Source organism: Burkholderia sp. COPS, from assembly GCF_019425585.1.
Classification (GTDB): domain Bacteria; phylum Pseudomonadota; class Gammaproteobacteria; order Burkholderiales; family Burkholderiaceae; genus Burkholderia; species Burkholderia cepacia.
This window is the reverse complement of the sequence record NZ_WIXR01000012.1, coordinates 57,048-76,658: the sequence shown is the minus strand read 5'-3', so window position 1 is coordinate 76,658 and position 19,611 is coordinate 57,048. Positions and strand designations below refer to the sequence as shown.

20 protein-coding genes are annotated in these 19,611 nt (G+C 66.7%); 8 read left to right on the top strand and 12 right to left on the bottom strand.

What is annotated here, in order from left to right:
• Window positions 1–12 precede the first annotated feature (12 nt).
• The 4 genes from FOZ70_RS09865 to FOZ70_RS09850 all read left to right on the top strand — a co-directional run bounded on the left by FOZ70_RS09865 (window position 13) and on the right by FOZ70_RS09850 (window position 3,895).
• On the top strand, window positions 13–1,494 hold the full coding sequence (locus FOZ70_RS09865; protein ID WP_258025586.1) for a virulence factor: 1,482 nt from the start codon (window positions 13–15) through the stop codon (window positions 1,492–1,494).
• Window positions 1,495–1,564: 70 nt separating this feature from the next.
• Window positions 1,565–1,822: a PAAR domain-containing protein gene (locus FOZ70_RS09860; RefSeq protein WP_081062874.1), complete on the top strand. Its 258-nt coding sequence runs from the start codon at window positions 1,565–1,567 to the stop codon at window positions 1,820–1,822.
• An 18-nt stretch (window positions 1,823–1,840) separates the two neighbouring features.
• Window positions 1,841–2,146: a TrfB-related DNA-binding protein gene (locus FOZ70_RS09855; protein WP_048024517.1), complete on the top strand. Its 306-nt coding sequence runs from the start codon at window positions 1,841–1,843 to the stop codon at window positions 2,144–2,146.
• 270 nt (window positions 2,147–2,416) lie between these two features.
• Entirely contained in the window at window positions 2,417–3,895 is a 1,479-nt protein-coding gene (locus tag FOZ70_RS09850; RefSeq protein ID WP_219705717.1) for an aminotransferase class V-fold PLP-dependent enzyme, read from the top strand.
• A 97-nt stretch (window positions 3,896–3,992) separates the two neighbouring features.
• Here FOZ70_RS09850 and FOZ70_RS09845 read toward each other — a convergent pair whose 3' ends face one another.
• Entirely contained in the window at window positions 3,993–4,784 is a 792-nt protein-coding gene (locus FOZ70_RS09845; protein WP_059488804.1) for a helix-turn-helix transcriptional regulator, read from the bottom strand.
• A 109-nt stretch (window positions 4,785–4,893) separates the two neighbouring features.
• Between FOZ70_RS09845 and FOZ70_RS09840 the strand changes: the two genes are divergently transcribed.
• Entirely contained in the window at window positions 4,894–5,973 is a 1,080-nt protein-coding gene (locus tag FOZ70_RS09840) for a zinc-binding alcohol dehydrogenase family protein (RefSeq protein WP_219705715.1), read from the top strand.
• 138 nt (window positions 5,974–6,111) lie between these two features.
• A complete protein-coding gene (locus tag FOZ70_RS09835) occupies window positions 6,112–6,531 on the top strand; it encodes a hypothetical protein (protein WP_219705713.1) in 420 nt (139 codons plus the stop codon).
• A 17-nt stretch (window positions 6,532–6,548) separates the two neighbouring features.
• Here the strand turns inward: FOZ70_RS09835 and FOZ70_RS09830 are convergent, their stop codons facing one another.
• Window positions 6,549–7,649, bottom strand: a complete 1,101-nt coding sequence (locus FOZ70_RS09830; RefSeq protein WP_219705711.1) for a DJ-1/PfpI family protein — start codon at window positions 7,647–7,649, stop codon at window positions 6,549–6,551.
• A gap of 88 nt (window positions 7,650–7,737) precedes the next feature.
• Between FOZ70_RS09830 and FOZ70_RS09825 the strand changes: the two genes are divergently transcribed.
• Window positions 7,738–8,748, top strand: coding sequence for a helix-turn-helix domain-containing protein (locus FOZ70_RS09825; protein WP_021160012.1), 1,011 nt, complete (start codon window positions 7,738–7,740; stop codon window positions 8,746–8,748).
• On the top strand, window positions 8,637–8,984 hold the full coding sequence (locus FOZ70_RS38525) for a helix-turn-helix domain-containing protein (protein ID WP_346656397.1): 348 nt from the start codon (window positions 8,637–8,639) through the stop codon (window positions 8,982–8,984). Before FOZ70_RS09825 ends, FOZ70_RS38525 begins: the two co-directional genes overlap by 112 nt.
• Before the next feature lie 65 nt (window positions 8,985–9,049).
• Here FOZ70_RS38525 and FOZ70_RS09815 read toward each other — a convergent pair whose 3' ends face one another.
• From FOZ70_RS09815 to FOZ70_RS09770, 10 genes are all read right to left on the bottom strand, one after another.
• Entirely contained in the window at window positions 9,050–9,481 is a 432-nt protein-coding gene (locus FOZ70_RS09815) for a hypothetical protein (protein ID WP_048024532.1), read from the bottom strand.
• A gap of 43 nt (window positions 9,482–9,524) precedes the next feature.
• The gene (locus FOZ70_RS09810; protein ID WP_219705709.1) at window positions 9,525–11,372 is read right to left on the bottom strand and encodes a peptidase S10; all 1,848 of its coding nucleotides are present in this window, start codon (window positions 11,370–11,372) and stop codon (window positions 9,525–9,527) included.
• A gap of 732 nt (window positions 11,373–12,104) precedes the next feature.
• On the bottom strand, window positions 12,105–13,919 hold the full coding sequence (locus tag FOZ70_RS09805) for an ExeM/NucH family extracellular endonuclease (RefSeq protein ID WP_219705707.1): 1,815 nt from the start codon (window positions 13,917–13,919) through the stop codon (window positions 12,105–12,107).
• A 215-nt stretch (window positions 13,920–14,134) separates the two neighbouring features.
• Window positions 14,135–15,076, bottom strand: coding sequence for a CopD family protein (locus tag FOZ70_RS09800; RefSeq protein ID WP_219705705.1), 942 nt, complete (start codon window positions 15,074–15,076; stop codon window positions 14,135–14,137).
• Window positions 15,073–15,453: a copper homeostasis periplasmic binding protein CopC gene (gene copC / locus FOZ70_RS09795; protein WP_219705703.1), complete on the bottom strand. Its 381-nt coding sequence runs from the start codon at window positions 15,451–15,453 to the stop codon at window positions 15,073–15,075. Before copC ends, FOZ70_RS09800 begins: the two co-directional genes overlap by 4 nt.
• 14 nt (window positions 15,454–15,467) lie before the next feature.
• Complete coding sequence (locus tag FOZ70_RS09790; RefSeq protein ID WP_060160184.1) at window positions 15,468–15,815, bottom strand: copper-binding protein; 348 nt, start codon at window positions 15,813–15,815, stop codon at window positions 15,468–15,470.
• A gap of 68 nt (window positions 15,816–15,883) precedes the next feature.
• On the bottom strand, window positions 15,884–17,179 hold the full coding sequence (locus tag FOZ70_RS09785; protein WP_219705701.1) for a copper oxidase: 1,296 nt from the start codon (window positions 17,177–17,179) through the stop codon (window positions 15,884–15,886).
• Window position 17,180: 1 nt separating this feature from the next.
• Window positions 17,181–18,671: a TolC family protein gene (locus FOZ70_RS09780; RefSeq protein WP_219705699.1), complete on the bottom strand. Its 1,491-nt coding sequence runs from the start codon at window positions 18,669–18,671 to the stop codon at window positions 17,181–17,183.
• On the bottom strand, window positions 18,668–18,946 hold the full coding sequence (locus FOZ70_RS09775; RefSeq protein WP_104765714.1) for a hypothetical protein: 279 nt from the start codon (window positions 18,944–18,946) through the stop codon (window positions 18,668–18,670). Before FOZ70_RS09775 ends, FOZ70_RS09780 begins: the two co-directional genes overlap by 4 nt.
• A gap of 90 nt (window positions 18,947–19,036) precedes the next feature.
• Complete coding sequence (locus FOZ70_RS09770; RefSeq protein WP_219705697.1) at window positions 19,037–19,393, bottom strand: hypothetical protein; 357 nt, start codon at window positions 19,391–19,393, stop codon at window positions 19,037–19,039.
• Window positions 19,394–19,611: the final 218 nt, after the last annotated feature.

Sequence of the window (19,611 nt, the reverse complement as noted above, 5' to 3'; positions counted from 1 at the left end):
TCGACGGGCGCTATGAAGGCTCTGATCGCTGCTCGATCCCAACGCGTCGCCATCGCCGTTCTGGTCTGGTTAATCACAATTCCGCTGATGGCCACGCTAATGGCACATGTCGAACAACCGGACCCGGCACACTTGGAAATGGGAGATTGGATGAAACGATTCGTAGCTGTGCCCGGCTTGCTGGCGCTCATGATCTTTCTATTCACTACGGCCATGACGCGGCCGGCCCAAGCAGTGACGCCTCCCGATCAAGCCACTCGCTCAGCCGCCCATACGGAAGAACCTGCCAAGCCGTTCGTTGCACAGGTCGTCGGCATGATTTGGTTGAATCCACTGCAACGTATGGACTATCCGACAGAATGGCAACTATTGTGGGCGCAAGGACTTGCAACGCCCAACAAGAACGACGATATGGTACGCACGGACCCGGAGTCATTCTCGACGCTCAAATCAATTGGCGCACTGGTCTACGGCAACGAAGGGAAAGAGACGTTCAAGGGCTTCTATGCCAAGTACATTGATAAATCCATACTGCTGCTTCGAACGCGCTACGGGATGAATTCAAAGTACTTCTACACAGTGGGCTCCAAGAATCAGAAGGACTGGCGCGAACTCGCGGGCATACGCGTTGAAATTGCCATTCCTTCTCGTCTCGACGCAACGTTCGCTCGATCGCGCCTGGTCGATCGAATGATGACATTCTATGAAATCGGCCCGCCGTCCCCCAAAACTCTGTGGAGCCGCGACACACCCCCTGATGTGCAGATCACGCAAGGCGGTGCAAACGCCGGCTTCACATCACTGAACAACGCGCTGGACTATCTGCAAGCGAACCCCGACAAGAGCGTGTGGGTGATGAATTGGGACGCGCCGAATTTCCCGCCCACCGACGCCCAGATCAACGAGAACCTCGTCGTGCTGTTCCTCGCCGGCCCGACCTTCAACACCGAGCGCGAACCGCTCGCGTGGATCGGCAAGGCCGCGACCGGCAACGCCGACGCGTTTTCGAAAAAGTCCGGCACGACACGAACAGTGCAAGCGTGGAAGGCAACCATCGACCAGGCATCGCGCAACGCAGGGATCGCGATTCCGGATATCAGATACGTCGTTCACGACGCCGGCACCGGTAGCGACGCCGCATCGGCGCGACTTGTCGGCCTATCGCAGACACTCACCGAAATCCTGCCGGAGTACGACCACAAGAATCAGGCGTTCAACACTGCAGCCTTGCTCGGCGACATGGGAACCGGCAGTGCGTTGACCGACGTTGCACTGGCGATCGGCCGGATCAATCACTACGGCGGCAACGCGCTCGTCGCGGGCACGACCGACCCGAAACACCCCGCAGCCGTGGTGGTCATGCCACCGGCCAATCTCACGCCAATCGATCCGAACGAGGACTGGTTCCGTGCACGTGGCGGGAACAACGCCTACCTGCCGTGGTGGGGGCGTCGTCACGACACCAACTACGGGATGCAGGGCTATTCATGGTGATGCCAGCCGACGCGCAGCGCGTTGAGCACGAACGCGCCCGCCACACCAAATCACACTGGGAATGGGTTATATGCGAGGAATCATTCGAGTAGGCGACCAGCACACTCACGGCGGCAAGGTCGAATCCGGAGCGGCGACGAGCAAGGTGATGGGACGCGCGGTCGCCCGTGTCGGCGATGCATGTTCGTGCCCGCTTCACGGCGCCTGCGTGATTGCTGAAGGAGACGAGGCGTTCAATGTCGAAGGTCGCCCCGCGGCATTCCACAATCACAAAACGTCCTGTGGCGCGGCCTTGATATCTACCCTGCAAACTTCCGGGCGCATCTGAATGGCACCGATTCGACGCATGACGGCCGAACAGTTTCAGTTGTTGAGGCTGCACGATACGCGGATCAAGCCGGTGAACCGGTGGGCGTTGTTTGAAATCTTCGTCAAGGGCCGGTCGCAGCGCAAGCTCGCCGCCGAACTCGGCATCACCAATTCCGCCATGTCGCAGCTGGTACGGAGAGCGTGGCAGCGATATCTGGCATTGCCGGGCAACGACACGCGCCTGACCACCCTGACGATCACGATCCCTGCCCGGTACGAAAGCGCCTTGCGTGCATGGGTGCGCGACACTCACCGACGGGCCACGCTACTCGATCCGCTGTGACCACCCGGTCGAGCCGAGGGAAACGCCGCGCCCCCTTCCCCGTTTCGCAGACATCGCGGGACGGTGCCATGTATCCATCGTTTCCACCGCAACCCTGAGACGGGGCCATCTCGCGCGGCGTCATTGATCAAGAAATAAATTCCCCCAATCTTCACAAAAACAAAACCACATTCCACGATAAGCCCAAACACCAACCCATTTTGGATCCTTTTTCCCTTCTGTCCCTCGTATCATTTCTCCCATTCTGAAAGAACAGAGCAAGAGACGGACATGAGCGAACCCACCACGCTGCACTACCTCGACTACGCAGCCACGACGCCCGCCGATCCCCGCGTGATCGAAGCGATGACGGCCTGCCTCGGCTTCGACGGCATCTTCGGCAACCCCGCATCGAGCTCGCACGCCGCCGGCCGGCTCGCGAAAGACAAGGTCGAGCAGGCCCGCGCGCAAGTCGCCGCGTTGATCGGCGCGGATGCCGACGAGATCGTCTGGACGTCCGGCGCCACCGAATCGAACAACCTCGCGCTGAAGGGTTACGCGGAAAACGCGACCGACAAGCGCCACCTGATCACGAGCCGCATCGAGCACAAGGCGATCCTCGACACGATGGCGAACCTGTCGAAGCACGGCATGTCGGTCACGTTCGTCGCGCCGACGCGCGACGGCGAAATCACCGCCGACGCCGTCGCTGCCGCCATCGGCCCCGATACGGGCCTCGTGTCGCTGATGCTGGTGAACAACGAACTCGGCACGCTGACCGACATTGCCGCGATCTCCCGCATCGTGCACGCCGCCGGCGCGCTGCTCCACGTCGACGCCGCGCAGGCGCTCGGCAAGACGCCGATCGACGTGCGCACGCTCGGCATCGACATGCTGTCGATGTCCGCGCACAAGGTGTACGGCCCGAAGGGTATCGGCGCGCTGTTCGTGCGCCGCGACATCGCCAACCGAATCGCCCCGCAAATCCACGGCGGCGGGCACGAGCGCGGCCTGCGCTCGGGCACGCTCGCGACGCATCAGATCGTCGGCATGGGCGTCGCATGCGAACTGGCCGAGGAAAAACTCGACGGTGAAGCCGCGCGGATCGCGACGCTCGGCGCGCGCCTGACGAACGCACTGGCCGCGCTCGGCGACGTCACGCAGAACGCGGCCACGGCACGCCGCATCCCGCACACGCTGAGCCTGACGGTGAACGCGCCCGGCTTCTTCCCGTTCATGCTCGACGAAGCGCTTGCCGTGTCGTCGACCTCCGCGTGCAACTCGGCCAGCGGCGCACCGTCGCACGTGCTGACCGCGATCGGCCTCGACGCGGAGACGGCGGGCCGCACCGTGCGCGTGAGCTTCGGCCGCTTTACGACGGAGCTGGACGTCGATTTCGCGATCGCCTGTTTCCGCCGCGCGATCGAGCAGTGTCGTGCGACGGCCGCGAACGGGTTTTCCGCTTCGCGGCAGATCACGCCGGCCGACCTGAAGGCGATCCGCAACGCCGGCTTCCGCTCGGTGATCTGCAACCGGCCCGACGGCGAAGGCGTCGACCAGCCCGCATTCGACGAGATCGCCGCGGCGGCCCGCGAACTGGGCCTCGACGCGCGTTACCTGCCGGTCGAGCGCGACCGCATCGGCGAGGCGGACATCGACGCATTCGGCGCGCTGGTCGACACGCTGCCGAAACCGGTGCTCGCATACTGCGGAAGCGGCAACCGGGCCGGCATGCTGTGGAATCGCCTGTCGGCACGACGCACGGCCTGAGCCGGCACACTTCCGCCGTTACACCGCAACGTCCGCGTTCACGCACGAAGCCGACGCTTCGCTGCCTGAACGCGCGGTGACGCCGGCCTACTCGGCCTCACGTCCCTTCATCGCCGTCCATCGGCGTATAGATCGCCAGCTTCAGCGCGGGATCGTCGTTCGCCTGGAACGTCGCATACTCGTAGCGCTGCGTGCCGCGTTGCGCGTGGACGAGCACCTTCTCGCCCGACACGCCGCTGCGCACGTCGTGCTCGTCCCACCATTGCGCGAACTCGACGCTGCCGGCGCGCAGGCGTTCCACCAGCGCGACGAATGCCGGCTCGCTCGCGTAGAGATCGTGGTTCGTGCGAAACAGCGCGATCATCCGGCGCGCCTCGTCGGCCCAGCTCGCGGCGAAGAGCGCACGCGCGTGCGGCTCGACGAACATGTAGACAAGGATGTTGCGATCGGCTTCCGCCAGCCGGTCGAAGCCGAGCAGTTCGGCCGCGGCGGCATTCCACGCGAGGATGTCCCAGCGCCGCCCGGTCACGTATGCAGGCTGCTGAAGATGGGCAACGAGCCGCGCGATCGCGGGCGGCACACGCTCCGGCACGAATGCACGCGCCTCGTCGCGCCGTGCGAGCGTGCGCAGATGGGCAGCCTCGGCCTTGTCCAGCCGCAATGCGCGTGCCAGCGCGTCGAGCGTCGCATCCGACGGGCTGACGTCGCGCCCCTGCTCGAGCCGCACGTACCAGTCGACGCCGATGCCGGCCAGTTCCGCCACTTCCTCGCGCCGCAGGCCGGGCGTACGCCGGCGTGGGCCGCCGTGCAGGCCGACGGCATCCGGCCGCAGCTTCTTGCGCCGCGAGCGCAGGAAATCGCCGAACGGCGTTCGCGTGGTGACGGTCATCGGGTTCGCTCCATGCAGGGTGGTATTGGCCGATCCTGGGCTCGTGCCGAGCCTTGTTGCGGATTCTAAGCCTGCCAGAATCGATGGGCCCCCTCCATCAGGAACCCTCATGAAAGCTGCGATTCTGAAGTCGCTCGGCCTGCCGCTTGCTATCGAGACGATACCCGACCCCGTGCTCGGCACCGGCGAGGTCATCGTGGATGTCGTCGCGACACCGGTTCTGCCCTACGCGCGCGAAGTGTTCAACGGCGCGCGTCGTTATCCGCTCGAACTGCCGATGGTGCCCGGCTGCGGCGCGATCGGCCGGGTCCGTCAAACCGGCCCCGACGCGACGCAGTTGCAGCCGGGCGACTGGGTGTTCTGCGATCCGACCGTGCGCTCGCGCGACGATGCGCGGATGCCCGACATCGTGCTGCAGGGCTGGAGCGCGCGCGGCGAAGGCGGCAAGCAGTTGCAGCGCTACTTTCACGATGGCCCGTTCGCCGAGCGGCTGCGCGTGCCGACCGAGAACGCGGTACGCATCGGCGATATCGCCTCGGCCGACGCCGCGCGCTGGTGCGCGCTCAATAAGCTGCTCGTGCCGTACGGCGGGCTGCTCGCGTCCGACCTGCGCGCGGGCGAGATCCTGCTCGTCAGCGGTGCGACCGGCAACTTCGGCAGCGCATGCATCGCGGTGGCGCTGGCAATGGGCGCGCGGTGCGTGGTCGCACCCGGCCGCAATGCGCGCGTACTTGCCGACCTCGAACGCCGCTTCGGCGACCGCGTGCGCACGGTCGAGCTGACCGGCGATGAAACCGCTGATCGCGCCCGCATGCAGCAGGCAGCGCCGGGGCCGATCGACTGCGTGATCGACCTGATGCCGCCTTCGGTGCCGGCGACGACGGTGCGTGCCGCCGTGATGGCCGTGCGCCCCTACGGGCGCGTGGTGCTGATGGGCGGCGTCGGCATGCTCGGCGGGGCGGGGCTCGAGTTGCCGTATCCATGGATCATGCGCAACGACATCACGCTGCGCGGCAAGTGGATGTATCCAACGGAAGCGGTGACGCTGATGGCGGGGCTGGTTCACGGCGGGCTGCTCGATCTCGGGCATTTCGACGTGACGGCGTTCGCGCTCGACGACGCGAACGATGCGGTCGCGCATGCAGCCGCGAACGGCGGGCCGTTCAAGGTGACGGTGATCGCGCCCTGACCTCGGCACGCGGCGATCGTGGCGGAGCGCGATCCGGTGGAAAGCACGCGCGAAACACTGCGCGAGTGGCCACCGGCCAAGCCCGGGCACCAGTGAATTCCGGCACAATGCCCGTCGTGTCCGTCACCCGAAACCCGCATGCCCTGCCCGTCAAACTCCCGCGCGCGGAAGCGCGCCGACGCCGGCGCCCCTTCCTCCGACAGCCAGAGCAACCGGCGGCGTGCCGGCCGGGCCGCCGCGCTGCTGCTCGCCGTGAGCCTCGCCGCGTGCGACGCGACGCCCGTCCCTGACCGGCTCTCGGACTTCGATGCGACCTACGCGATGCAGGAGCGGTTCGGCCTCGGCGACGTATTGGTATTTCTCGGGTCCTGCATCGGCGCCAAAAACCCGACGTATCCGGGCCAGGCCGCCTGCACCGCTGTCATCTACTCGAATGGCCACGGGACGGAAACGCAGGCCGATTTCCACTGGAACGGGAAGAAATGGGCGGCCGAGCCCACCCAGTCGCAGGATCTCCTGCCTTACCCCGATCCCAGGCTCGCAAAGTGGGTGAAGTAAGCGCGCGCGACGCGCCGCTACTTCGGATACTCCAGTTGCAGCGCGACCCAGCCCGATGTCGCGTCTCCGTAGCGTGCCGCGATGTCTCCGAGCACTCCCGGAAGCACCGATTCGCCACGCCGTCCGCCCGGCATCGCCACGCGCGCGTGCCCGGCATTCGCCGGCTGCGCCAGCAACCGCAGCCCGTGCCTCGACTCGATCACACGCGCGCCCGCCGTCGCGACGACGTCGCTGCGCCAGGTCCGCGCCCACGCGTCGGCGGTCAATGCAACCGGAAGCTCGTCGAACCCGTCTTCGACCGGAAGATCGAACGTCTCGTGCCGCCAGAACGCGAGGCGGTTCGTCAACGCGACCGCTACCGCCGGCGCGGTCAACACGAACCGGCTGCCGTCATGAACGTCGCTCCATGCCTGCGCGCCGACGCGCCGCGCAGTCTCGCGCGCCGCGGCCGGCCCGGCCAGCGCACTCACCAATGCCAGCGAAGCGGGAATCGACGCCGACACGCCGGTCGTCGTCATGACGTTGCCGTCCATCACATAGCGGCGATCGTCGACCCACGTCGTCCCGGTAAAGCGGCGACGCAGGCGATCGCGCGAATACCAGTGCGACGTCGCCGTGCGCTGCTGGAGCAGGCCCGCGTTCGCGAGGACTTCCGCCCCATCGCAGATCGCCACCATCGTCGCGCCGCCAACGGCCTGCTTGCGCAACCACGCCAGCACCGCCGGCCGGTCGGCACCGTGCAGCGCGGGAACGATCACGACATCCGCCCCGGCCGGAACGGCCGCGTCGAACCGGTCGAACGTGGTGTCGGCCAGCATGCGCAACGCGGGCATCAGTTCGACCTCGCCTTCGTCGGCCGATACGGCGACGACATCGGCCGCACCGGACGTCTTCAGAATCGCGTACGGAACGATGAAATCGGTCGTCTCCGTTCCTGCATTGTCCGCAACGATCGCCACGAGCGGTCGCACGCGGCCCGCCTTCGGCGCGCCGACCGCCAGCGCTCGTGCGACCGGCGGTGTGTCCTCCGCCCTCACCGGTGCCGCCAGCCCCGCCGCACACGCGCCCAGCATCGCGCACACGAGCAGCACTGCCCCGCCTGTCTTCCCTGACCGCATCGTCCATCCGTATTCGTCGATTGCACGTCCGGAAAATTACAAGGATCATGCTCGCGGTCACAAGGACAACTCCACCGCACTTTCCGCCATGTCCCAGTCAACCTGTTCGGCACGCGACATCGTTGTCGTCGGCTTCGAAGGCGTCCAGTCGCTCGACATCACGGGCCCGATGGAAGTGTTCGCGGTCGCGAACCGTCATCTTCCCGACCATGCGCGGCCGTACCGGCTCACGCTCGCGTCGCAACACGGCGACGACATCGTCACGCACGCGGGCCTGCGCCTCGCCGGTACGGCCGCGCTGGCGGCACTGCCGGGGCAGATCGACACGATCGTCGTCGCCGGGGGCAATGAAGCGGCGCTGCGACACGCCGCGTCGGAAGCCGGCGTGCTGCCGTGGCTGCGCACGCGGATCGCGGACACGCGGCGGATCGCAAGCATCTGCACGGGTGCGTTCGTGCTCGCCGCGGGCGGATGGCTGGACGGCAAGCGCGCGACCACGCACTGGAACCAGTGTGCGACGCTGCAGGCGCTGTGCCCCGACGCGCGAATCGAACCGGACGCGATCTACGTGAGCGATCCGCCGTTTCATACGTCGGCCGGCGTGACGGCCGGCATCGATCTGTGTCTTGCACTCGTCGAGGCGGACTGCGGCGCGCCGACCGCCCTCGCGGTCGCGCGCGAACTCGTGCTGTTCGTGCATCGCCCCGGCGGGCAGGCGCAGTTCAGCGTCGGGCTCGACATCCAGGCCAACGCGACGCCGCGCATGCGGACGCTGCTCACCGGGATCGCCGACGATCCGACCGGCGATCTCGGCGTCGCCGCGCTGGCCGCACGGATGCACATGAGCGAACGCACGTTTGCGCGCAACTTCCTCAAGGAAACCGGGCAATCGCCCGCGCAGTTCGTCCTTGCGGCACGCGTCGAGCGCGCGAAGGCGCTGCTGGAGCGGGCCGACTGGCCGCTCGAACGGATCGCCGAGCAGTCGGGATTCGGCAGCGTCGACGCGTTGCAGCGCGCATTCGCGAAGCAGGTCGGCGTCTCGCCGCGCGACTATCGCGCCCGCTTCGGCGCGAGGCGCGACCGGCAGCGGATCGCTTAGGCCGGCGCATCGCACAATACGCGTTCCAGGATACGTTGAACCTGAACCCCACCATGTACCTGCGGGCCGTGAGGCTGATTCACGTACGCCGCGAGCTTCGGCTCGGAGATTCCGTAACGTCCACAGCCCCCAAATGGGGCTTCCGGCACCAGAGCAGTTTCGCGCGGGACCATCGCGCGATGTTCGGCGAGTTGCCGTCGGCCATCGCGAAGCGCCACGCGCGCCACGCAACCTGAACGCCTGTCACCTTCCGGCGGCCGGTGCGAACGATCCCGCACCGGCCGCCGCCCTGCCTGCTACGTCACTCGTCCTGCTGATCCTGCTGCGCCTGCACCTGCCGCTGCTGGATGAACTGCCGCACATCGCTCATCGTCACGCGGCCGGTGTGCTTCGCATCGATCTCGTCGAAGTGCTTCGACACGAAGCCGAGCCCGCTGCTCTGCGCCTGCGCCTTCGTCACGGCCGCGCCGTTGCTCAGCACCGTATTGGCGCCGAGCCGCGCATCGACACGCTGCTGCGCCTGCTGCTGCAACGTCGCGCCGGTCGACGGCAGCACCGGCGCCGCCCGCGTGGCAGGAAAGAACGGACCGTCGACACCGTGCCCGCCGTGCGGCAGCTTCACCGGCGCCACCGACTGCGGCGGCAACGCGTGGGCACTGCTCATCACGGCACCGAGGACGATCAACGGGGACATACGCCGCATCAAATTGATTAGGGACATGATCACTCGCATTCAATGGATGAATAGAGGGTTCCTTTGACAAGGAGTCCGTCGCTCAAGGGGCCGCCGCCAGCGTCGTCGCGGCCGTCGCGCCCGGGACGCTGCCGGTCGGCACGCTCGGCGGGTTTTCATCCGGCCACGGCGGCGGCAGCGTGTGCAGCGTCAGCGCCGTCGGAATCCGCGCGCCCTTGTAGAACGTCTTCAGGTCCCGCTTCATCTGCGGACGGGCGACGTCGTCCAGGTAGATCATGTGGCCGCCCTGGAAGAAGTTCACCTGCAGCTTCGGATTCAGGCCCTTCACCGTCTGCAGCCGCGCGAGCTGCTTCTCGGTGTTGAAGAACGGCGTCGCGAGATCGTGGAAACCGTTCTCCGCGAGCACGCGAAGCTTCGGGTTGAGCTGCAGCGCACCGAGCAGATCGGGGATCGTGTCGGGCATCGGCTGGCCGTCGTGCGAGAAGTCCCAGACGCCGATGATGTTGTCGTTCAGCGGCAGGTACGTCGCGTTCGGGGCGGTGTAGCCGAGGTAATCCGGCATCTGCGTCGCGAGCGCGTTCGTGAACGGCTGCGAAATCAGGATGTCGGACGGGTCGCCGTCGTTCTGCAGCCGCGGATCGGAGTTCGGCAACGACACGCGTCCGTCATACCGGCCGATCGTCGTCCCGGGCAGCAGGCTCGTGCCGAACGGATTCGCGTTGAAGTAACCGCGCAGCGCCTGTTGCGTGAGGCTCGACGGGATCGACCACAGCTTGAGCGTCGCGTCGCTCGGGAACACCGGCGTGCCGAGCGCATCCGGAATGCCCAGCTGGCTCAACACCCACGACTGCGAATACTTCTGCAGCTGGTTGTAGATCAGCGTCGTGAACAGTTCCGTCTGCAGTGCGTACAGATCCTGGTTCACCGGTGCCGGCGAAACCTGGTTGAAGTACGCCGCGACCGCCGCATAACCGGGCAGGTAACCGGCCACGGTATCGGTTTCGAGCAGCAGCCCCTCCGTCGACTGCGTGATCGCCACGGCTTCCACCGCATCCGCGAAGTAGTTCAGGATTGCCGACTGCAGCACGATACCCGTCAGGTGCACGCCGGCCGATTCGAGCGCCAGCGCGAGCATGTCGGTACGCGGCGTGCCGTACGATTCGCCGTACAGGTAGATCGGCGACGTACTGCGGCTGTTGACGTTCAGGTAGCGCTGGATGAAGTCGCGCATGATGTTCACGTCCGCATCGGAACCCCAGTACTTCTGGTTGGTGTTCGGCAACACGGCTTCCGACAGCCCGGTGCCGGGCGGGTCGATGAACACGAGGTCGGTGGTGTCGATCAGGCTGTCGGCGTTGTCGACGAGCGGATAGTTCGGCCAGTTGCTGCCGAACCCCGGATCGGGCGTGGCCACGCGGGTCGGCGCGAACGAGCCGAGACGCAGCCAGATCGACGACGAGCCGGGGCCGCCGTTATAGACGAACGTGACGGGGCGCGGCTTGCCGTTCTTGCTCGGCGCGGTGTACGCGACATACGACATCGACGCTTCCGCATTGCCGTTCGCGTCCTGCGCGGTCAGGTGGCCGGTGGTCGTCGTGTAGTTGACGGTCGTGCCGCCATTTTTCCACTGGTAATGCATGACGGCCGCTTTCTCGGACACCTGCGCGGGGGCGAGGCCGTCGGTCGCGTTCATCGAATAGGCGACCGGGTCGACGTAAGGCTGGTTGGCCGCAGGCGCCTGACTGCTGGCCGCTTGCGCGCTGGCCTGCTGGCTGGCCGTTGTCTGCGCGAGACTCGATGCGCCGACGGACGACGAATCGTCGCCGCCGCACGCCGCGAGCGCCAGTGTCATCGTGGTCAATGCGCCTAGCCCGGCCATCCGGCCGCGACGGCCATGGCGGCTGCCGGTACTGCTCCTGTCTGGTTTCATCTCGTTCCTTGTGGCTGGTTCGGATACCGCTTCACAAAGGCCGCCCTCACTGGCGAGACGCGCAGCAACACCCGCCACTCGCGCAAAGGCGGTTGGGATCGGACTGCTTCAAGAGACTGAACGTGATACAGACACAGCAAACTGCTGGCGAGAATCGTGCTTGAACCGCCCCCTGCAGTTTGGACTTCTTTTCTGATTACCGAAATTTACGACACCGACAAAATAGGCGGTGCTGCGCCGCGTTGTCAAAGATCATTCCGATATTAAAAATCCCGTAATGATGCGAAGGGCCGCCAGTGTCTGGCATTTGAAAGAAAACGGGATTATTCGTGCAAGGTGCGTCTTGTCGGCAATGCCGCGCCGAATATTTTACTTTTCGCGCACAACGACGAAGCCTTTACTGTATTGATGCAGCGCGCTCAATACCTTCAGATCGACAGGATTTTTCTTTCATTTTTATTATCGCCAACCGATTAATGCATTGCGGCGAAATGCAGGCTTGATTCGAAGATTCGATTCACTTCAATCATTCTTCAATCCGGGGCTTATGCATCTCCGCCATCCATAAAATACCGATTTCGCGGAATTGCATCGGTTCCAGTGGAATTATTTACCCGATATCCGGCCGGGTTCGTCGATGCGCGAGCGGCGTGCGATTCATCCGCCGCCGCCCGCGCGACGACGTGCGCACGTGCCGCACGTCGTCCATCGCGAAGCCGGTTCAACCCGCGCTCAATGCCCGCCGCCCGGCAGCGCGATATCGATCAGCACCGGGTCGTGATCCGACGAACGATACGCATCCGGCGCGTAGAACGTCTTCTGCTGCTCCGCCGATTTGTAGGCGAGCGTGTACTGCAGCGCGAGCGGCTCGTCCGCGTTGATGTGCCATTCGTGCACGGCCTTCACGTGCGACGCGAGCGGCAGTGTCGCGAGCGCGTGATCGAGATAACCGGCTTCGCCGTTGTACACGTAGCTGTACGCATTCGGGCCGATCCAGCGCGCGACGAGGTTGCGATAGCCGCGCGATTCGAGCGTGCGGATCGGGTCTTCGTACGTGTAGCTGTTGAAATCGCCGATCAGCAGCACGCCCTGGCCCGCGACGCCCGTCGGGTTGCCGGCGAGCCAGTCGGCCACCTTCGCCGCCGCGCGCGTGCGCGTCGGGTTCCAGCAACCCTGGCCGTCACCCTGGTCGAGATCGTCGTTCGCGGCGTCCGGGCAGTTCTTCGACTTCAGGTGGTTGACCGCGACCGTCAGCGACTGCTTGTTGCCGCCGACCAGCCGGAACGACTGCGCGAGCGGCTGGCGGTTCTTGTCGTCGATCGCGAGCGTGGCCGCGCGGCCGACCGGCTGGACCTTGCGGCTGTCGTAGATCATCGCGACCGTGATCGCATCGCCGCCGAGGCGCGACACGCCCGGATCGACCACGCGCCAGTGGTTGCCGAGCTTCGCCGCGAGCTGGCGCACCGCACTCAGTTCGCCGTAGCCGTTGTTCTGGATTTCCATCAGGCCGATCACGTCGGCATCGATCGCCTTCAGCGCGCTGACGATCTTCGCTTCCTGGCGCTGGAATTCCTGGAAGTTCTTCGCACCGCGGTTGTTCGGATCGTCGAAGCCGCCGCCGAGACCGTTGCCGTTGAAGTAGTTGAGGACGTTGAACGACGCGACGCGCAGGTTCGATTTCGGATCGCGCGCGGGCGCGTTGGTGCGCGGGTTCGTGCGCGCGTCGAATGCCGGCACGGCCGCGCCGGGCAGCGGCTGCACGCGCCATGCGCCGTAACGCACTTCGAGCACGCCTTCGACGTCGCGCACCGTGTAGCCCGCACGCAGCGTGTTCGCGGCCGACAGGCCCGGCGCCGGGTACGGCACGGTCGCGGGGTTCTGCTTGTTCGAGCCGTCGTCGAGGATCAGGCGGTTGCGTGCGTTCGCATCGATCTGCGTCTGTGCCTGCGCGGGCGGCACGACGCTCGTCGGCGTGCGCAGGCGACCGTTGCTGAGCATCACGCTGCCGTAACGGCCGAGTTCGTAGTTGTCGGTGACGTTCAGCGTCTGCGGCAGGCGCACCAGCATCCCTTCATACGCGGCGAACGCGTTCGGGCTGTCGACCGGCAGCGTGAGCGTCGCGGGCGTGACGGTCTGGCCGTTCGCGCACACCGCGATCGCGCCCGACTGCGTGAGCTGCGTCTGCCCGTACCTCTCCTCGACCTTGCCCGTCACATGCACGAGGTCGCCGGCCTTCGCGCGCACTTTCGGCGCATAGACGAACAGGCCCTCGGACACGCCCGGTTGGTTGCGGCGCTGCGCGTCGGCCTGCTGGACGAAGAAGCCGCCGAAGCCGTCCGTGCCGCCGAAATCGGCGGTGACGACGGCTTCGATCGACACGTTCTGGCCGGCGAGCGGCGACGGCGCGCCCGGCCCCTGGATATCGGCGATCGGCGTCGTGCTGCCGCCGCAGTTCGGGCTGACGGGCGCGGCGGTGGCGGCGAAAACCGGCGCGGCGAGCGTCGGGAGCAGCAATAGCGGGGTGAAGAGGCGGATTGTCGAGCGCATGACGGGGAATCCCGGTTGTGAGGGTGGCGAAAGCTTAGCGGCGCTCAATGACAGTTTTTGGTAATCGAAAGACAGGCCGATGTAATTGTCGTCATCACGCCGCGATCGCCGTCGCTCGCATGTCCGGGCCTGAAAATGCGGGGGAAATCGTCCGACAAAAAATTCGTCGTGCTCGCGACGACTCCCACGCGTGCCTTCGCTCATGATCCGCCGCGCTAAACCGTCCCCGGCAACGCACTCGACACCAGCACGGCCGCCACCATCAGCACGCCGCCGAGCACGACCGCCTCGATCCGCAGCACCGCACCGAACTGCCGCAGCGGGCCGGCCGGCATCGCGGCGGCCGGGTCCTTCAGCGCGGCCAACAGCTTCGGCATCCCGAAGAAGCGGTTGTGCCCGCCGAGCGCCGCGGCGATCAGCACCAGCGCGAGCTTCAGCAGCAGGATCTGCCCGTACGTCGACGCGAGCAGGTTGGCGGGCGTATCGACGCCGCGCCAGCCGTTGTACGCGCCGGTCGCGAACAACACGATCAGCGCATATGTCGATGCATCGGACAGCGACTGCACGAACGATGCGCCCGTCGTGCGTTCGCTCGCGGGCAGGCCGGTGAGCCGCGGCATCACGCCGAACGCCGTCACGAACACGAGCCCGACCCACGCGCTGATCGCCAGCAGATGCAGCCAGTCGATCCACACCGGTACGCTGAACAGCCCTGCGTCGACCGGATGCCCGCCGTTGCTGCGCGCGAGCGCGACACCGGCGAGCGCGGCCCAGACCGCGAACGGAAAGCGCGAATCGTGCGCTCGCCTGACGAACGACAGCAGCACGACGACGAGCATGAATACGGCGCCGGCCAGCCACGCATGACCGAACCCCGTGCCCGCAAGCATTGCGCGGACGGACGGTCCGGCGTCGAGTATCGATACGTCGCTCATCAGCGCGCAGTGCGCCCAGAACGCGGTGATGCTGGCAAGCAGCGATATGACGGACGCGATGCGCAGCGTCGCGACGAGCCGCCGCCCGATGCCGTGCTGCCACGCCGACGCGCCGCGCGCGAGCCAGTGGCTGCCCAGCAGCGCGCCGACGACGACGGCGAACCCGGCATTCTGGATCGCCACCGACACGAGCCGCAGGAGACCGACGAAGCCGTCGTTCACCCTTTCACCCGGAACGTATAGGCGCCCTTGGTGCGATGCGCATCGGCCGTCATCGCGACCCACTGCACCGTGTACGCGCCCGGCGCGAGCTTCGGCATCGCAATGGTCATCACGCGCGGGTTCGAGGCATCGACCCTCGCCTTTTCCTGCGTGACGGCGTTGCCGTTCGCGTCCGACACCTTCACTGAACTGAACGTCGGTTCGAGGTCTTCGTTGAAGGTGAGCCGCAACGTGTCGGGCGCCGTGTCGACCGTGCTGCCCGTCGCCGGTGCGGCGCTTTCCAGCTTGCCGTGCGCCGAGGCGGCGACCGGCGCGGCCGCGACGATCGTGCCGGCCGCGGCGAAGGCGGCCAACCGCCTGAGAGTCGTGATCTTCATGTTCATGCCTCGCATCACGGCTTCTTCAGCTCGACGACGGTCAGCGCGCCGTTCACGTCTTCCGCGACGAAGTCGATCTTGTCGCCCGCCTTCACCTGCGACAGCATCGCCGGGTCCTTCACCTTGAACACCATCGTCATCGCATCCATCCCGAGGTTCTCGAGCGGGCCGTGCTTGATCGTCAGCCTGCCCGCAGCCATGTCGACCTTGCGGATTTCGCCATGCGACATGCTCCGCTTTGCCGCGGCTTCCTGCTTCGCGCCACCGCTCATGTCCATGCCGGCCATGTCGCCTGCCGCGTACGACGCGGTGGAAAACGCCAACGCCCAACCCGTTGCCATCAAAACCAGTCCCTGCTTCATCATGTCGACTCCCGTGTGAGTGAATGGAAACCGGCGGCCGCATCGGTACGGCCGCCGCATGCTGCTGCTCAACCGTCCGGCAGTTCGCCGGTGTACTCGTACGCGACGGTGCCCTTCGGATGCCTGAACCAGCCCGGATCGCGATAGTCGTTGCGGCCGAGGCCCTGCCGCACCTTGCAGACCGTGAACATGCCGCCCATCTCCAGCGGCCCGAACGGGCCCGTGCCCGTCATCATCGGCAGCGTGTTGTCGGGCAACGGCATCTCCATGCCGCCCATCGCGCCGCCCGTGCTGCCCATCGCCATGTAGTCGGGCACGAGCTTGCCGATGCGCTTCGCGAGATCCCTCTGCGGCACGCCGATCAAATTCGGCACCTGGTGGCCCATCGCATTCATCGTGTGATGCGACTTGTGGCAATGGAACGCCCAGTCGCCCGGGCGATCGGCGGTGAACTCGATCGCGCGCATCTGCCCCACCGCGACATCGGCCGTCACTTCCGGCCAGCGCGCCGCCGGCGGAATCCAGCCGCCGTCGGTGCCCGCGACTTCGAAGCTGTAGCCGTGCAGGTGGATCGGATGATTCGTCATCGTCAGGTTGCCGAAACGAATCCGCACGCGGTCGCCCGCGCGCACCGGCAGCGGATCGATGCCCGGGAACACGCGCGAGTTGAAGGTCCACATGTTGAAGTCGGTCATCTCGTTCACGCGCGGCGTGTAGCTGCCCGGATCGATGTCGTACGCGGCGAGCAGGAACACGAAGTCGCGATCGACCGGCATCGTGCCGCGATCCTTCGGGTGCACGATGAACATGCCCATCATCCCCATCGCCATCTGCACCATCTCGTCGGCGTGCGGGTGATACATGAACGTGCCGTGCGCCTCGAGCTGGAACTCGTAGACGAAGGTCTTGCCGGGCGGGATATGCGGCTGCGTGAGGCCGCCGACGCCGTCCATCCCGTTCGGCAGCCGCAGCCCGTGCCAGTGGATCGTCGTGTGCTCCGGCAGCCGGTTGGTCACGAAGATGCGCACATTGTCGCCTTCGACGGCCTCGATCGTCGGGCCGGGCGACTGGCCGTTGTAACCCCACAGGTTCGCGTTCATGCCGGGCGCCATCTCGCGCACGACGGGCTCGGCCGTCAGGTGGAACTCCTTCCAGCCGTTCTTCATCCGCCACGGCAGCGTCCAGCCGTTCAGCGTCGCGACGGGCGTGTACGGCCGGCCGTTCGGCGGCACGAGCGGCGGCTGCGTGCCGGTTTTCGTCATCGTGGGCGCTTCGGGCAACGACGCAGCGCCGGCCTTGCTGACCATCGCCGCACCGAGCAGTGCGGCGCCCGAGTGGCTGAGAAATTGTCGACGGGACACCATGTCAATGACCTTCAGGATGCGTTTGCGTCGCGGGCGCCGGTTGCGCCGCGGGGGTGGAAGCCGGCTGCGGCGCAGCGTCGGCGCTGGAAGCGGGTTCCGGCCGGGCAGATGGCGTCGGACGCGGCACGTCGCCCGGCGTCGGCAGCCGGCCCCCGACGGCCATCTGCAGATCGGTTTCGGCGAGCCAGTAGTCCTTCAGCGCATCGATGTAGCCGTTCACCGCGCCGACCTGTTCGCGTGCATCGGCCAGCAGCTCGAACACGCTCGCGAGCATCCCGTTGTAGCGCAGCAGCAGCTCGTCCGAGATCGTCTTGCGCAGCGGCACGACTTCGTCGCGATAGTGGGTGGCGACGTCGTAGCTCGTCACGTAGGCCGCATACGATTCGCGCACTTCGGAACGCGCGTCGATGGCCGTTTTCGCGAGCCGGTTCGCCGACTGCATGTAGATGGCCTCGGCCCGCGCGACCTTCGCGCCGCCCCAGTCGAACAGCGGAATCTCGACGCTGATCTCGAAGCCGTGCTCGTGACCCTTGCCGGTCTCGTAGTCGTTCACGTAGCCGAGATCCACCGCATTGACGAAGCGCGTGGCCTTGCTCAGGCCGAGCGACGACGCGACACCCTGCGTCTGCAGCTTCGCGGCCTGGATGTCGAGGCGGTTGCTCATCGCGAAACGTTCGAGATCGGGCAGGTCCGGCCGCGCTTTCGGCAGGTCGGGCAGGCGCTCGGGCAACGCGTATCGCGTGCGTTCGCCCCACAGCCCCATCGCGCGCGTGAGCTTCTCGCGCGCGGCCACGGCCTGCTGGCGCGCCTTCGCGTGCTGCGCGACCGCATCGGCGTGGAACGCCTGTTCCCGCGCGTAATCGAGGCGGCTAAAGTTGCCGGCCTGCCGCATGCGCTGCGCCAGTTCGGCGGCCGCACTCGCGGCATCGCGCACCTGCCCTGCATAGTTCGCGGCCTGCTCGGCCGCGACGGCCTCGACATACGCGCGGCGCGCGTCGGCGGCCACCTTCAGCATCGCGTCGGCGGTGTCGAGCTTGGTCTGCTCGAAGCGGCGGCGTTCGATGTTCGTCGCGAGCGGCAGGGTCAGCAGCGCGAACACGTTCGCCGAGAACGTGCGGCCGAGCGTCAGCTCGCCGTCGCCGGCGCGGGTGCGGCTGAACGCGAAACGCGGGTTCGGCAGCCGGCCGGCCTGGACGAGATCGGCCTCCGACAGCCCCAGTTCCGCGTACGACGCCTGCAGGCCGCGGTTGTTCAGCAGCGCGACCTGCACCGCATCGTCGATCGACAGCGGCCTGGCGAGCAGTTCCTTCGTGCGCGTGTCGACGGCTTCACGGTCGGCGTCGGTCCTGACCACGACCGCGTCCTTGCCGATGCGTTCCGACGCGACGGACGTCACCGCGTCGAAACCGCCGTCCTTCGAAAACGTCGTGCAGCCGGCGAGGAAGGCCAGCGCGGCCGCGCCGATCCTCGGCGAGATCGACAGCATCGTCATCGCGCGGCCTCCTCGTGCATCGAACGGGTAGCGCCGCCAGCCGCACGACCGGTCGTGCGCCCCTTCGCGGGCCGTTCCGTCACGTCGCGGTTCAGCTGTTTCCAGCCCGGGCCTTCGTCGTCCCGATACGGCCGGTAGCCGTCGAATGCGGACGTCACAGTGACGTCGGGCACCGCCGCGGCGGCGTCCGCCGGATCGGGCAGCGGGGTGTGCGCAGGCGCGAGCGACGGCACGATGGCCGCCGCGCCAAGCAGCGCCGCAGTAATCAATCGCATGAATGGGTCTCGTCGTGTGTCGTGCGGCGGACGCGATGCCGCCGCCGGAGCGGATTGCGGAGCACGGCCGGTCTGGGCCGCGGGCATGGTCTAGACGAGAAGCCGGCGCGGCGGCCTGTCGATGCCGCCGGTCAGGAACGACACGACCCCGGCCGCGGGCGGTGGCGAGACGATCGCCGCGCGAACGCCGGCCGCGGCGGGGACGGCGGGCGCGCCCGACATGCCGGCGCCGACGCAGCAGGACACGCACGCGGAACACGCCGGCGCATGCCGGGCGTGGCTGTCGGCATCGTGATGGCCGTCCTGCGCGGCCGGCATCGTGTGCGACGCCGCTTCCATCGGCGCTATGGCAACGCGTTCGCACTGCATCGAAACAGTCGCGAACGACTGGATCGGCAGGCTCAGCGCCAGCAGCACGACGACGAGGAATTTGCGCCAGTACGACATGGATGCGGAATCAGGCAGGCAACGACCGGATGGGCCGGCGCGACGCCGTGACAGCGCGTGCCGGGGGACAAGACCGCCGCAGCTTAGCGCCGTCGCGGTGACGACGACATGGCCGAAACATGACCGGATTTTCATGAAACGCGGGCGACGCGGCGCAAGCGCTTCATGACCATTCCGTCATCCGGCGGTCATCCTTCGCGCACGCTCGGCGCCCTATG